Below are 15,707 nucleotides of genomic sequence, written 5' to 3'. Positions count from 1 at the left end.
GCCTTTATGAATACACACTTTGCCAGGATAGAAACAGCGATAAGAACAGGCTCTGGTGGCTTACTGCTGGCAATGGTGCTATTTGTACAAGCGTTTTTATGTCAGCTAGCCAAGGCAGACAGGCTGCTGGATCTGGTGGATATTCAAGGCATTCGAACCAACCAGCTGATTGGTTATGGGTTGGTGGTGGGTCTTGAGGGAACCGGTGATAAAAGTATTGATTTTACCAACCAGTCCCTGAAAAACATGCTTCGGGAGTTTGGTATTTCTCTTACCAAGGACGTCAAGGCTAAAAATGTGGCTGCAGTTTCAGTTCATGCTGATTTACCCGCCTTTGCTCGTCCGGGACAGAAGCTAACTATAACAGTGTCTTCTATCGGTGATGCTAAAAGTATCAGGGGGGGGACTTTGTTGATGACGGCTTTGAAGGGGGTGGATCGGGAAATTTATGCGGTTGCCCAGGGAAATGTACTGGTGGGTGGTGTGTCTGCTGAAGGGAATAATGGCTCAAGCGTTACCATTAACCATACCCGGGTTGGCGTGATTCCTAATGGAGCCACTGTAGAGCGGCGGGTTGAAACAGGGTTTGCAAAAGGCCCTGTGAGTATGACCCTGAAAAGTCCAAGTTTCTCCACCGCCAGGATTATAGCCAGGTCTATTAACAGTACTTTAGGTCCCGGTGTGGCATCGGCTGTTGATGCCGCCAATGTTCAGGTGAAGGCTCCGGAAGACCCCAACCAGCGAGTGACATTTATGGCCTTGCTGGAAAATATGGAAATGGAGCCATCCCTGCCTCCTGCCCGGGTTATTTTCAATTCCAGAACGGGAACCGTGGTGATGGGGCAGAATGTGCGGGTACTGCCTGCGGTGGTGAGTCATGGCAACCTGGAAATTACCGTAAGGGAAACTCTGGATACCACCACAGGCACAACCTTTTGGCAAGGTGCGGCTGATAAAGAAAAGCTGTTGAAAGATGAAAACAAGACCGATACCTATACCAGTGACGTACGTATTGATGAAAAGGCATCAAGGGCATTTATTATCCCTTCCAGTGTTTCGCTCCAGGAGATTGTTACAGCAATCAATAAAGTGGGGGCAACGCCTATGGATCTGATGTCTATTCTGCAGGCACTTGAGTCTGCCGGGGCCTTGCGGGCTGAACTTATCGTTATGTGAGGATAACACCATGGATATTACAGGGATGTCTCCGGATGCACTGATGCAGCAGGCGGAGCTAAGCAAAATAAGACAGAATCCCAATAATCCCGAGTCATTAAAAGAAGCAGCCAAGGCTTTTGAGTCCCTGTTTGTCAATATGTTGATCAAGAGTATGCGGGAAGCCAATGATGTTCTGGCGGGGGAAAGCCTGATGGGTGGCAGGGAGGAAAAATTCTATCGTTCCATGTTGGATCAACAGCTGGCTTCAACCCTTACCATGGATGGTGGGGCGGGGCTGGCTGAAGCGGTGATGCGTCAACTGGGGGGATCCCCTGAAGCAGTACTGGAATCCGCCGATAAATAATCTTTTGAAGCGCTAAATAGCGAACAGGAGTTCACTATGAGCCTGTTGGAAATTGCCAAGTCTGGTTTGCTGGCCTCTCAAACAGCCCTTGGGATTACCAGTCATAATGTTGCCAATGCCAATACAGCGGGCTATAGCCGTCAGCGGGTTCGCCCGGAAGCTTTTTCCGGGTATGGTGATGGTCAGGGCTGGGGTGTTCTGGTTCAGGATATTTCCAGGGTAACTGATTACTACCTCACCGCCCAGGTATGGGATTCAACCAGCTATAGCAGTAGCAAAAAGGTAACGTATCAGTATCTGGATGGCCTTGATCGCGTACTTGGCAGTGAAAGTTCATCTATTTCTCAGGGTATTAATGCTTTTTTTGGCGAGATCAGTGCGGCCTCAGCGGATCCGGCTTCAATAGCTTATCGACAGGAAACATTAAGCTCAGCAGATTTGCTGGCACAACGCTTTAATGCCTTGAATGAATATATTGAGAGCCAAAGTCGATTGGCAGGTTTGCAGGCTGAGCAGAGTATTAGTGAAGCGAATACCCTGATTGAAAGAATTGCGTCGTACAATAAAAATATTATTGCCGGAGGTCAGATAACAGCCGGTGAGCTTCTGGATCAGCGAGATCAGGCTATTACCCAGCTGGCAGAATATATTGGCATCACCGTTCTGGAGCAGGGGGATGGAGGTTATAATGTTTACTTGCAAAGTGGTCAGCCGCTGGTAATGGGGGATGGTCAATACAATACCCTGGGTGTTAGGCAATCTCTTCAGGACCCTGCACATTTGGATTTTCTGCTGGATAATGGCACGGCCCAAACCGTATTTAAATCGGATCCTGGTGGTAGCATTGGTGCCTTACTGGGTTATCAAACTGAGGTGCTCAGTCGAGCCAGTAATGAACTCGGTCGTGTCAGTCTGATATTGGCCGACCAGGTTAACCAGACTTTATCCGGTGGCGCTGATATGGCGGGGTTTTCCGGGGCGCCGGATAATCATTTGTTTGCGGATATTAATTGGCTGGAGGATGCCAGCCGGATAGAGCCGGTGACCGGTAATGCCATACTGGGGGTGGATGTTACTGATATGACAGCCCTCCAGGATGTTGCCCACTATGAACTGCGGATTGTCAGTGCAACGAATTATGAAATTCATGCCATAGACAACGCAGGTTCTTCTTCCCTGGTAACCAGTGGCACCAATTTAGCTGACCTGCAAACCGGAGTGAGTTTTAATGGGTTGAACTTGAAACATCATACTGAGAGTGCCTTGGGGGGAACTTTACAGAATGGTGATGTTTACAGGATTAATTTTCCTATTGCCGGTAGCCCTGCTGCATCCAGGGTTGTTGAGGAGGTTAACTCCGGTAATAGTCAGGTTATGGTCGTTATAAACGACAGTAAGCAGTTGACAATCAGTGATTATAATCTGCATGTCAGCGGCGGTCTTTATACCATTACCCGTCAGACTGATGGTACTTCCTGGAGCGGTGCCGTGGCTGATCTGGATTCCGGTGTTTCAATTGACGGATTCACTGTTGCTGTCAGGGGATCAACCCTGGCAAATGGTGATCAGTTTGTGTTGCAGCCAACACGACAGGGTGCCGGACTCATTCGTATGACCATGAAGGATCCAAGGAGTCTGGCTTTTGCAGCAGTGGATCCGGCAGGAGCTCCACCTCCGGGAGATAACACCAATCTTGAGAAACTGCTGGCGCTGCAAAGTGAACAGCTGATTCAGGGAAATAGCACGTTGATGGAAGGTTTTATTCAAACCGTCGGCTATGTTGGTGTATTGACAGCACAGGCCAAGGTGGAATCAGAAACCAGTATATCTTTGCTAGAGAAGGCAACCTTGGCAAAAGATTCCGTTAGTGCGGTCAATCTGGATGAGGAGGCGGTGAACCTGATCAGGTTCCAGCAATCCTATGATGCCAATGCCAGGGTAATCACCGTTTCACAAAATCTTTTTGATACATTGCTGGCAATGTTCTGAACAGGGAGGTTACATGAGAATCAGCACCACCCAGCTGAATAATATCCTGTTTCAAAGTATGCAGCGCAATTCCTCAGCGCTCAATGAAACCTATAATCAGGTGAGTACTGGCAAACGGATTCTACAGCCAGCGGATGATCCCATCGATACTGTCAGGCTGTTGCAGTTGGGTGATGAAAAGGCGGCTCTTGAACAGTATCAAGGTAACATTGAAACCCTGGAGCGTGATCTGGCCAGGGAAGAAAGTGTTTTGGGGAGTATGAATAATGTGCTCCAGCGTATGCGGGAAATATCTTTGCAAGCCGGTAATGGCAGTTATGGGCAAGGCGAACTGAATGCGTTGGCAGTTGAACTGGATGAGCTGGTGGAACAGTTGCAAGGCTACGGTAATTACCAGCTGGCCGATGGGCAGTATCTTTTTTCCGGAACCCGGACAAACACAAAGCCCGTCCAGCAAGCCAGCGGAAGCTTCTCATACGCTGGCAATAATCAGCAAAGGAATGTAAGTATCAGCTCCTTTTCCAAGGTTCCAGCCAATGACACCGCAAGATCCCTATTATTTAATGTGAGCCTGACAGCCAGCTATTCTTCGGGAGCACCGCAGTTGAATAGCTATGATATCAATAACCTGGAAGTCTTTGGTCAATATACTGAAATCCGGATTACCCATAATGGTTCAGACTTCACCGTAGAATATGACCTGCTTGATGGTTCCACCGATGTGGAGAATATAGCGGCAGGTACCAGTCTTGCACTTAAGGGGGTTGCAGTGGAACTGACGGCAGCCCCGGTATCAGGAGATGTCATTACCATTAAACCTAATGATATTTTGAGTGGTATTAAACAGTTTTCAGATAACCTCAAGTCTGGAGGTGCTTTTGATGGGGATGAAGCATTGATAATGGTGGACAATACCCTGGCGCGGGTTGGGGAAACCCAGACTTCGGTGGGTAAGAGACTTAATATTTTGAGTTCAGTGAAAGCCAGCCATGAGGATATTAAATTACTGGGTGAAGAATTGCGTACCGCTCTTGAAGATGTTGACCTGGCAGAAGCCATTAGCAGAATGAAACTCCAGGAAGCGATTCTTCAGGCAAGCCAGCAAGCATATGCTTCCATCGATCAATTAGGATTGTTCAATTATATTCGTTGAACCATTGTTTTAATGATGGAATGGTTCAAGATGGCCAATTTTTAGTCGATAATTTAAGTCAAGTAGAAAGTTCAGGCTAAAACAATGTCGAACATCGACAGGGTTGGTGGCAGTGGCCGAATGGGGCGTACTGCCAGATCCGGAAAAGCAGCGGCCGTCAAAAATAAAGCAGACACTACTGCGGATGCGGGTGTCGATCAGCTACATCTAAGTAGTGATGCAGTTTTATTGAGTGAGCTTCAGTCATCCCTTGAGTCTGTTTCGGAAATTGATGAGGCTAGAGTTGAAGCGATTCGTAAGGCTATTAAAGATGACCGGTTGCCCATTGATTATGACCTGTTAGCAAAAAAAATGCTGGAAATGCAGGATGAGCTAAAAGACCTATGAGCACAGAATTGGTTATGAATACGGTCCTTGAGGCACGAGAGTTATTTTTAGCTTTGCAGGCGATACAAAACCGGATACATCAGCAATTGTTATCCCGTGATATTTCAGCCCTTCAGCAAACCCTTAAAGAGCAATCAGGTTTTGTGAGCAAGGTCCGGCAAAATGCCACCTTGAGAAGCCGTTTGTTAAAAGGTATGGGGTATGAAGTCAGTGGAGTCGGAATTAAAAAAATGATAGCGACAATGCCGGTTTCGCAGAGAGAAACAGCACTGTCAGAATGGATAAAACTTGAGCAAAGCATTGTCTACTGCCAGGAGCTTAACAAGCTAAACGGTAAAGTTCAGGCCCGCCTGAGTTCTGTTACCCGTCGACTGTTAAATATGATGAATGACCATTTTTACCGGGTTGGTACCTACTCCTCCAATGGTGTGGCCATACCAATGGATGGCCATCATGAAATTGGAAATGCATAATAAAAGGAATTAAAAATAACTCTTTTCCCACAAGTATCCTCTTGTTTTGAATCCATTCAGGCCGATATAAACAACAATCCTCCGGCTGATTGTCAAGGCCATTAAATTGAGACAATTATTATTAGCCATCATTATCTTATGTATGACCAGCCCGGTTATTATTAGCCGTGGGGTTGGCACCGAGCTGTTCAGTGCCAATATGGATGGTAGTCAGTGGTATTTTAGCGGGTCACGGTTTCAGTGTGAGCTGGAACATAAAGTACCCCGATTTGGTGCTATTCAATTTGTGGCAGAAGCTGGCTTACCTTTAAGAATCGAAATTCACTCTGGCTGGATGAGAAACTTTAATGGCATGCTGAAGCTAAGAAGCGTTGTTGCTCCATGGGAATCGAAAGATTTTGGCAGGAATATTAGTCAAAAGACTATAAAAGCTCCAGATAATGTTATGGAAGACGGTGTACTTGAAATGGCTGAAGAGCTTCGAAAGGGGCGATGGATTGAACTGGATCTCCAACGCCAAGGACACCCATCATGGTTGGTAAGGGTAATGAATGTGGGCTTTACAGAAGTCTATGGCGATTTTAACCAATGCCGGGCCAACCTGTTAACGATGAATTTTGAACAGGCTCGTTTGACCCGGTTGCTTTATGGCCAGGGGAAAACGCACCTTACCACCAGTCAGCGGAAAATGTTGAAATTACTTGTGGATTATATTCTTGAAGATGCTCAGGTCACTGGTATCGAAATTGATGGTCATACCGATACATCGGGCCAGTCCCTTAGAAACAGGGATATTTCAATTGCCAGGGCAAACAGGGTCAGGGACTTTTTACGGGAGCAAGGGGTTTCCAAAACAATGGTAGTACGGGGACATGGTTCGCGTTATCCATTGAAAGGACAAAGCGCCCATAAAAACAGGCGGGTGGAAATACGACTGATTAAGAATGGAAGTAAAAGGTAGTAAATTGAGCCCAATAAAACTGTCAATTTATTGAATAGAACCTGAAAAGGATGAAAGGTTTCTCGAAGTAACCTGAAGCAGGGAGTATCAGGGATGATGAAGCGTTCAGCCGCCTGGGTCAAAAGCTCAGCACAAATCATAAATGTTTTTTTTCTGGCCAGTATTCTTTTTGCTATACCGACCTTTAATTATGCTACCGATATACAAAATCTCTATCCATTTTCGATTATCAGCAAAGATGGATCTCACAGTGAACAGTCACTGGATGTCTTGAAATACAACTGACCTGGGTGTATTTCTGTGTAAACCCATTGGTTGTCCGCTGTTAGCGCTTCAGACTACCGGTGACGGTGTAAGTCTTGATCAGCCGGGATACCTGGATTCTGGAGTAGCCTGTCACAATCCGTAGGTAGCGTCTGATGACGCCTTTGTCGGTACGGTTCAGAGAAGGGTATCTGAAGTGCCTGAGGATAGTCTCAACCCATTGATAGCATTCATCTTTTAATTACCGTCTAGGTTCAATCTTAGGGGCTTGTTGAAGCAGTTCCTCTACTTGCTGGAGGGTTTTTATCAGCCGTGTGTTCATGATTATTTTCATCCAGTAATCATGAACGATCGACCCGATTTTGCAGGCTCATTCCATATTGGAAACGGCTCTCTCCTTCAGGCTCATTTCATATTGGAAGAGACTTTGGCTCAAACTGTTTGCAAAAGTCATCTACTTTGCAAAATACCTTTGTCAGCACAGCACTACCCCATCCCTAATCAGCTTGGCAGCTATGCTATATAAAATCAGTTGCTTATGTCGAACTCAGGTTACTTGGGATTTCATAGAAAGCTTCCCTAATGGGAAAGAATGGCTAAGACCATTTTTTGTCAGAGCTGTCAATGCGTAAGTTCTAATTAATCAAAAATAAAGATCTAGATATCCGGAGAATTGATTGTAATGAATACAAATAAATCATGCTTGCAAGTCAATCCAGCCGATCTATGTTTATTAGTATCGCTCTAGTAAATTGAGCCCAATAAAACTGTCAATTTATTGAATAGAACCTGAAAAGGATGAAAGGTTCCTCGAAGTAACCTGAAGCAGGGAGTATCAGGGATGATGAAGCGTTCAGCCGCCTGGGCCAAAAGCTCAGCACAAATCATAAATGTTTTTTTTCTGGCCAGTATTCTTTTTGCTATACCGACCTTTAATTATGCTACCGATATACAAAATCTCTATCCATTTTCGATTATCAGCAAAGATGGATCTCACAGTGAACAGTCACTGGATGTCCTGAAATACAAAGATCAGAAGGGTTACGATAACCACTGGCCATCCTATATAGAATTTACCAGTAGTAATAAGCGCTACAGAGGCTACATCCACTTTAGAGTACCCGCTAATATATCATTGGAATCAATGACCCTGGAAGTAAACTACCTCGGCCCTGAAACGGCATATCAACGTTGGAGATGGGCTGTCTTAAACTACCAGGAACAAAAGTGGCAGCTTCTGGGAACAAACGAAGGGGCATTACCCTGGTTCTGGCAGAACCTGAAATTTGAACTACCCGGAGACCCTAAGCAATACATTAGTAAAAAACAAACCATTCAATTACGTTATTGGAGCAATAATGGTTCTGATAATAGTGATATTGACTATTTATCTCTGTCTTATGTCCAAAAGACAGTCCCAGCAGAAGCAGAGGATGAGACAGGCCAGGACGTCCCCCCAGATTCTAATAGTAGTTGGTGGATTCCCAAACCTGGAACTAGCTGGCAATGGCAGCTAAGTGGCGAAATCGACACGACTATTTCCGCTGATATTTACAATATTGACCTGTTTGATGCACCTGTCGAAACCATTGCCACGCTAAAGCAACGAGGAACTAAGATTATTTGCTATTTCAGTGCCGGAAGCTATGAGAACTGGCGGATAGACGCCAATAATTTTCCAGCTAGCATTCTTGGCAAATCTAACGGCTGGCCCGGGGAACAATGGCTGGATATCCGCCGTACTGACCTGATCATGCCTATTATGAGAAAAAGGCTGGATCTTGCGGTTGAAAAAGGCTGCGATGCTGTTGAACCCGATAATATTGATGGCTATTCCAACAATACAGGGTTCAGCCTTAATGCCGAAGACCAGTTAAACTATAATCGATTGCTCGCCACTGAAGCCCATGCACGCAATCTTTCCATTGGGTTGAAGAATGACCTTGAGCAGGTTAACGAACTCCTTCCATGGTTTGACTGGGCATTAAATGAGTCCTGCCTGAAATACAACGAGTGTGAACTCCTGCTGCCTTTTATCCAGCAGGGAAAAGCTGTTTTTCATACAGAGTACTATGGATCGAAAGAAACAATCTGTCCTGCAGTCAAGCAACTTGGCTTTTCAACACTCATTAAAAACAGAAACCTTGATCCATGGAGAATAGACTGCCTTGATTAGGGCGTGTCATGTGATCAGCCAGTCATGATAAGCACCAGGCAACCGGACTTGAACTGCGCGGCATGGCAATTATCATGACTGGCCATTCGGTTTTTTTACACACGCATTCATTCTGCGTTGTACGACTTAAACAGAGTACCACTCTGCCCTTCGTCGCACACCCGGTGCACTCCTGAGTATTGTCTGAATTCGTGTGTGAAGAACTGGTCTCATGACTAATTAATAACACCCTCTAGAATCCATAATTATCCTACCCAATATTATAGACAATTGACGTATTATTTTGTATAACCCTCATCTACGAAAATAAAAGTTGTTTGGGTACTTTAAAAAACAAGATTCGGGCTTAGGGGGATCATATGATTCGGGGGTGCCTGTTACGTATTCTGGTATCCATATTGCTGATATGTACAGCCAATCTGCACGCCAGAAATAACTTACCCAGCGTTGCCTTCTATTATGGGCACTCTATTCCAGCAGAAGAGCTATCTTTAAATGACCAGGTGGTTGTTGAGCCTGCTCATCTATTACCGGAACAACTGAAAATACTAAAAAAAAACAATACTACAGTATTCGCCTACCTGAGTTTAGGAGAAGTCAGTGCAGATAAGTGGAAAGGCTATAATCTACCCGACAATTTGGTTCTCGGTAAAAACAAGGGCTGGAACAGCCAAATTATCGACCTAACCAATCAGGACTGGCACAACTTTGTACTCAACAGACTGATTCCGCCTTTAAAAAGCGCAGGTTACGATGGCCTGTTTCTGGACACCCTGGATAGCTATCAAATTCAGCCCAAAGATCATGCTCAGCAGCGTAAAGGCCTGGTTAAGTTAATCAAGTCAATAAAAAAACAATACCCTGGCATGAAGCTGTTTATGAACAGGGGCTTTGAATTGTTTCCCGATATTGCCGATGTTACCGATGCCCTGGCAGCAGAATCCCTTCTTCGCAGCTTTGATCCAGTAAAGGGTACATTTCGCAAAAGTACCCAGGACGAACAGAACTGGTTACTAGGTAAACTAAACCCTATCAAAGCTCAAGGGATTCCGATCACCATTATTGACTACCTGCCAGGCTATCAACCTGAAAAAGCCCAGCAACTAGTCAAGCAGATAACCCAGCTGGGCTTTTCTCCGTGGATCAGCACCCCAGCCCTGGACAGTCTGGGTACAGGGCTGATAACTCCGAAACCCCGTAAAGTTTTAATGCTTTATAACGGTGAAGGACTAATCAATAGCCAACCTATTCATACAGCAATTGCCGTCATTGCCGAGTATCTTGGCCTTAGCCCCGTTTATATTAATATTGATAAAGGGTTGCCGAACTACCCTCTGGCCGGACGCTTTGCCGGGGTTATTAATTGGATTAACCAAGAACCGGCTAACCCTGCTGAATATCAACGCTGGCTGGGCAAACAGCTAGAGCAGAAAGTTCCAATACTGTTTATGGGCATTATGCCCATCACTGACACACAACTATTAAAGCAGCTTGGCTTAAAAAGACTGGATTCAGAACTGAACAAGCCGGTAAAAATAACTCAGAAAAGCCCGTTTGCCGGAGAATTTGAAGCACCTATTGTCAGAGCTATGATCCGAGGGCTGCCATTACTCTCAAATAAAAGCAAAACCAGTCAGCCCTGGATCACTCTAAAAGGCAGTAAAGGACAGAAACTCAACCCCGTTTTAATAGCGGAATGGGGTGGTATGGCGCTAACACCCTATGTGCTGACTGAAAATGGACTGGGTCAGCAACAATGGTTGCTCGACCCTTTTACCCTGGTTAGCCAGGCGTTGAAAATAAAGCCCCAACCCATACCAGATTCCACAACAGAAAATGGTCGTCGTATTTTAACCTCCCATGTAGATGGTGATGGTTTTGCCAGTAAAGCAGAGCTTCCGGGTACGCCCTACAGTGGCACTGTTATAAAAAAAGAAGTATTTGAACGCTATCCTATTCCACACACGGTATCGATTGTTGAAGGTGAAACGGGTAAAGAGGGTCTTTATCCCTGGCTTAGCCCAACTTTAGAATCAATCGCTCGTGACATTTTTAAGCTGCCCAATGTCGAACTGGCAACTCACTCTTACAGTCACCCGTTCTATTGGCAGCCTGAAAAAACCAAACTGACTGAAGAGGAAACCCTGTACGGATTTCATCTACCAATTAAAGGTTATAAATTTGATCTGAAACGGGAAATTTTAGGCAGCATTGATTACATCAATAACCAACTTGCTCCATCGGACAAAAAAGTTAAGGTTTTTTTATGGACAGGTGATGCACTACCTAGTGCTGATTCAATTGCTCTTACGAAAAAAGCAGGTGTCGTTAACCTTAATGGGGGTAACAGTAAAATCACCAATGCCTTCCCATCAATAACGGGATTAGACCCACAGGGGCGACCTACTTCTGCCGGATGGCAAATTTACGCCCCCATTATGAATGAAAATGTCTATACCAATAACTGGACTGGCCCTTTCTACGGTTTTCGCAAAGCCATTGAAACCTTTGAGCTAACAGATTACCCAAGACGTATAAAGCCAATAACCATTTACTGGCATTTTTATTCTGGCACCAAAGCATCCGCTCTGTATGCCCTGCAAGACCTATACGACTGGTCCACAGCTCGACCCACCATGCCACTCTATATCAGTGAATACTCACCCAGAGTAGAGGGTTTCTATACCAATGTGATGGGCAAGAATAGGGCAGGGCAATGGGAAATCAACGAACTGGGAGACTTAAGAACACTGAGGGTAGACAAATCCCTGGGCTGGCCTGCACCCGCTTGTTCGACCAATCTCGCAGGTTTCAGAGACCTGCCCCAGGGGCGTTATCTGCACCTGTCTGGTAGCAACGCCACACTCTGTTTTACCAAACAGCCACCCAAAGAGCTCTACCTGGAAGAAGCCAATGCTCCCTTAAAGTACTGGCATTACCTGGGAAAACAACAAACCTCATTGCGCTTAAAAGGTCACATGCCCATTGAGTTCACCGTTGTCAGTAGCAAAAAATGCTTTCTGGAAACACAGGATGGCACAGTGGCACCTGAACGCCAGGAAAACCGACAGTCGTTTTCTATAAGCCAAAAGGATACCGGCGATGCAATTCTGGTCTGCCGATAAAAAAAAAGGGCAGCTGTTCTCCCTGGCACTGATTCTATCCCTGCCCCTGTGGGTGGGGACAGCACTGTTTATGTTTTTTCCCAATGACCAGCACTTTGAGGAAATTTTTAACGATGCCCAGGCTGACGGGGTTTCTATTGCCTATCTACAGCAACTGTTAAGAAGCAGCCCTGCTGACTTTCGCCTGCGCCACAAACTGGCAGCCCAATTCAAGGCGACAGGGCAGTTCAATGATGCCTGGGATACACTGCAACCTTTTTCTGAAATTAAATTAAGTGAACAGCAAAACCGGAAGGTTAAGTTGCTAAAAGCGGAAGTCAGCGCCCAGCTAGGGTTCTCGGCAGCGACTCCCGCAGAAAAAGAACAATGGCATAATATTGCCATCACGTTGTTAACGGAAACTAACTGGAAGAACGCCAGTCTTGCTGAGCTTGAACGGTTAACAGCTTTGGCTCCATCTATCGGCTTGCAAAGCCTGACCGCTGATTTATATCTTCTGCAGGCTGAAGCAGATAGCAACCATCGCGCTCGCTGGCTGAATAAGGCTGCTTTATGGAAACTCGCTGCTGGCCAAGGAGAGCAGGCGGGAGAAATCTATAGCCAGATGGCATCACAAATTAAAGCCTGTGATAACTGCCACGATATCAACGAGCAAACACTGGGTAGCCAATTTTTGTCTTCCCGAGAACTTCGTAAACAAGCCTGGAACAACGCCGCAGATGCTTTTCTGGGGCAGGAGCGCTATCAGGATGTTTACAGTGTTATGCTGGAAGCCATAGCCACCATGGGTAATGACCCGGAAACGTTGGTTAGAGGTATCAATATTGCTATTGCACTTGAATCTTATGGTAAAGCTTACCAGTGGCTAGAACAGCTGTTATCACTTGAATTAAACCTGGAACAATTAAAACAGGCTCAAACACTTTCCATGAATGCAGGCGCTATGGACCTTGCTCTGGAAATAGTCCAACGGCGCCTGCCACTAGAACCGGATAACCCTGAATTACATCGATCACTCGCCCAGTTTTATCAATGGAACCAGAAACCTCAGCAAGCAATGGATCATTGGTTATGGTTATACCAGCGTAACCCTGATGATCAAGAAGCCTTTAGTAAGGCTTGGCAACTAGCAAAAGACCTCTTCCATTACAGAATGGCAATTAAGTTGCTGGAAGGTGAAAGCAAAAAGCGAACACTTGAAAAGTATGAGTTTGATTCCCTGCTATCTATCTGGGTAGAAATCGGTTGGCCTGAGAAAGCTGAACAAGCTCTGAAAGACTACCTGAAAGACTCCCCTGACCACCTTGACTACTGGCTTCAATTAACCAAGTTTCTGGAAGACCAGCAAAAACTGGATGAACTGGCTGATACCTGGCAACAACTACACCAGCACTTTAAGCTTAGCCAGGCACAATTTCTTAAGTATATGCAGGTGCTGCAAATCACAGGGCGTTTAGAGCAGGCGGTTGCTTTGCTAAACCAACAGTCTCATATAAACCATAAGGAAATGAGCCACCACGAAGAGCATAAACATGATCATGAGGCATTCTGGAAACTACTGGCAGACCTGGCCTGGCGTACGGAAAGTGATGACATTGCAGCTAAAGCCATCGCGGCGACATTGAAAGAAGACCCTTATGATGAAGTAAATATTGATCGTTACTTAGGGCTAGCTTCCTACTTCTCTCCCGAACAGCGACTCAGGGTTGCCCGCCAGGGGTTAAAGGCCCATAAGAAACCGGTTTACGCCAATGCAGCCATGGAGTTGGCTATTTTGCTGAAAAAATGGGATCAACTGGAAGCCATTCTCAAAGAAGTGGAACCTTACGAAAAACTCACCAACCACTATGTTTACTGGCTATCCAAGGCACATTTCAGTGTTTACAAAGGCGATGTTTCTGAAGCTGTTTATGCCTATGACCAAACCCTGAAGCGGACGGGTCCGAACCGGGATATTATTGCCAGTTACCTATGGTTTCTGCTTAGTGAACGGCAGCTGGCGCTAATCGAGCAGAAAATCACCCAGTGGGACAAAATTGCCAGAAAAGAACCCAAACTCTGGTCTGTGGTTGCGGCCTCCTGGAGTGCTCTGGGTGAACACCGACAAGCCATTGCCTGGTATAGAAAAGCATTAAAAGAACAACCCGATGACCCATTGCTAAACCTGGCTCTTGCCGACACCTTGATTATCTCTGGCTGGACTCCCCAAGCCTGGCAGATCAGGAAAAAAACCTTAAAACAACTTCACAAAACCAAAGACTGGCTGGCTGACCCACAATGGCGGCCTTATCATATTCAGTCAAGAGTCTGGTTGGCTGGGCTGGCCAACAGCATTCAATGGATTCAGGGCTCAAATACCGCCAAACCAGAGCTCTGGCTTACTGACCTGAGTGCACTGCTTATTCAGGCGGGTAATCTACCGGCAGCAACCGAGTGGCTATCTCAACATCAGCAACAACAGAAAACTGTTCCACTCTATCAGCTTTTAGCTATAGCCCTGCAGGGTGATAAAGATGCCCTTGAGCCCCTTCTGGCAAAACTGGATGATGGCCCGGAGCGTATTGAAGCATTAAAAATGCTGGGTTATAACGGCGAGGCGCTTACCCTGGCATTGGGTGAGATACGCAGCAACCGGTCAGAAGACAGTCTTCACCAGTTAACCGAACAAGCCGTTGCCTTAACCACTGAATATCCCAGTGGCTGGCGAATCAGGGGACTGAATAATAGCGATGGCTCCCTGCGTACCTATGGACAAGAACTCACCCTTGCCCACCGTTTTAACCGTTGGCACCTTCAGCTTGACCTGGAGTCTTTAAGTTTTAAGCACAAAAATAATAGAACAGATGCACAGTTAGATGACCAACTAGGCAGTTACTTCCAGGCCACCCGCTTGACTAAAGATGGTCACTGGCGAGGTTATACGGATGTGGCACTGCGTTCAGGAGCTAACCGCTATGGTCTGGGGCTGGAGCAACTGAAACGATGGAATAATTACACATCAACCCGTCTGTTTGCGGACTATCAGGGTAAATCTTCTGTTACTTCATTGATGGAAACCTTCGGCCAGCAAAACCGAATTGGGGCAGATCTAAATTATATAGTGAGCGGTAGTGATCGTCTGTTTCTATCCAGCAGCTATAGCCAATACAGTGGCCGTAGTCAGGGAATACCACTGGGTTCTGGTTATCATCTTCAGGCCGCATGGCAACATCAACTTTTTTATCGAGACCCGGAATGGCTTCTGAAAGCTGGGATTGACTGGCAGGATTACAACTTAAGTAAAGAATTGCAGTTGCTAAAAGAAAAGTTAAAAAATGATCCAAACAGTGACCCCGAAGGGGTAGACAGCATTATCGCATCACTGCTACCTGAACAATACCACTATTTCTATATCAGTAGTCTTTGGCAGCATGGCAGCCCAGGAGCTCTAAATGCACGGGTACCATCACCGCGCTGGCTTTTTGGTGTCACCCTGGGTTATTTAAAACCACAAAACACTTTCAGCTACAGCATAGAGACAGGACTTGGCTGGCGACTCTTTGGCAACGATGAACTTAGTCTCACTGCTGCCTATAACAGCTCACCCCCAGGTTCTTCAGGCAGTGCGGGCTACAAATTAAGTCTGAGTTACCAACACCGACTTGGACAGTAGGAAAT

At 45.9% G+C, this 15,707-nt stretch carries 11 protein-coding genes; all 11 read left to right on the top strand.

Annotated elements, in window-relative coordinates:
* The first annotated feature begins 6 nt into the window (after nucleotides 1-6).
* The 11 genes from MJ595_RS01885 (at nucleotide 7) to MJ595_RS01835 (ending at nucleotide 15,702) form a co-directional block, all read left to right on the top strand.
* Nucleotides 7-1,176 carry a flagellar basal body P-ring protein FlgI gene (locus MJ595_RS01885; RefSeq protein ID WP_263080829.1) on the top strand — a complete coding sequence of 390 codons (1,170 nt, stop codon included), beginning with the start codon at nucleotides 7-9 and terminating at the stop codon, nucleotides 1,174-1,176.
* A 10-nt stretch (nucleotides 1,177-1,186) separates the two neighbouring features.
* A complete protein-coding gene (locus MJ595_RS01880; protein WP_263080828.1) occupies nucleotides 1,187-1,522 on the top strand; it encodes a rod-binding protein in 336 nt (111 codons plus the stop codon).
* Between the two features lie 36 nt (nucleotides 1,523-1,558).
* Nucleotides 1,559-3,511, top strand: coding sequence for a flagellar hook-associated protein FlgK (gene flgK, locus MJ595_RS01875; protein WP_263080827.1), 1,953 nt, complete (start codon nucleotides 1,559-1,561; stop codon nucleotides 3,509-3,511).
* 13 nt (nucleotides 3,512-3,524) lie between these two features.
* Nucleotides 3,525-4,664, top strand: a complete 1,140-nt coding sequence (gene flgL / locus MJ595_RS01870) for a flagellar hook-associated protein FlgL (protein ID WP_263080826.1) — start codon at nucleotides 3,525-3,527, stop codon at nucleotides 4,662-4,664.
* An 84-nt stretch (nucleotides 4,665-4,748) separates the two neighbouring features.
* Complete coding sequence (flgM, locus tag MJ595_RS01865; RefSeq protein WP_263080825.1) at nucleotides 4,749-5,051, top strand: flagellar biosynthesis anti-sigma factor FlgM; 303 nt, start codon at nucleotides 4,749-4,751, stop codon at nucleotides 5,049-5,051.
* Complete coding sequence (locus MJ595_RS01860; protein ID WP_263080824.1) at nucleotides 5,048-5,524, top strand: flagellar protein FlgN; 477 nt, start codon at nucleotides 5,048-5,050, stop codon at nucleotides 5,522-5,524. The genes flgM and MJ595_RS01860 overlap by 4 nt, the downstream gene beginning before the upstream one ends.
* Before the next feature lie 142 nt (nucleotides 5,525-5,666).
* On the top strand, nucleotides 5,667-6,485 hold the full coding sequence (locus tag MJ595_RS01855) for an OmpA family protein (protein ID WP_263080823.1): 819 nt from the start codon (nucleotides 5,667-5,669) through the stop codon (nucleotides 6,483-6,485).
* Between the two features lie 93 nt (nucleotides 6,486-6,578).
* Complete coding sequence (locus MJ595_RS01850; protein ID WP_263080822.1) at nucleotides 6,579-6,770, top strand: hypothetical protein; 192 nt, start codon at nucleotides 6,579-6,581, stop codon at nucleotides 6,768-6,770.
* An 820-nt stretch (nucleotides 6,771-7,590) separates the two neighbouring features.
* Nucleotides 7,591-8,925, top strand: coding sequence for an endo alpha-1,4 polygalactosaminidase (locus tag MJ595_RS01845; protein WP_263080821.1), 1,335 nt, complete (start codon nucleotides 7,591-7,593; stop codon nucleotides 8,923-8,925).
* A gap of 359 nt (nucleotides 8,926-9,284) precedes the next feature.
* Nucleotides 9,285-12,050: an endo alpha-1,4 polygalactosaminidase gene (locus MJ595_RS01840; protein WP_263080820.1), complete on the top strand. Its 2,766-nt coding sequence runs from the start codon at nucleotides 9,285-9,287 to the stop codon at nucleotides 12,048-12,050.
* Nucleotides 12,028-15,702 (top strand): tetratricopeptide repeat protein, encoded by a 3,675-nt coding sequence (locus MJ595_RS01835; RefSeq protein WP_263080819.1) that lies wholly within the window; start codon nucleotides 12,028-12,030, stop codon nucleotides 15,700-15,702. Before MJ595_RS01840 ends, MJ595_RS01835 begins: the two co-directional genes overlap by 23 nt.
* The last annotated feature ends 5 nt before the right edge of the window (nucleotides 15,703-15,707 follow it).

The organism is Endozoicomonas sp. Mp262 (assembly GCF_025643335.1).
Taxonomy (GTDB): Bacteria; Pseudomonadota; Gammaproteobacteria; order Pseudomonadales; family Endozoicomonadaceae; genus Endonucleibacter.
Note: the sequence above shows the minus strand (reverse complement) of the source record. Positions and strands in the feature narration are given on the sequence as shown.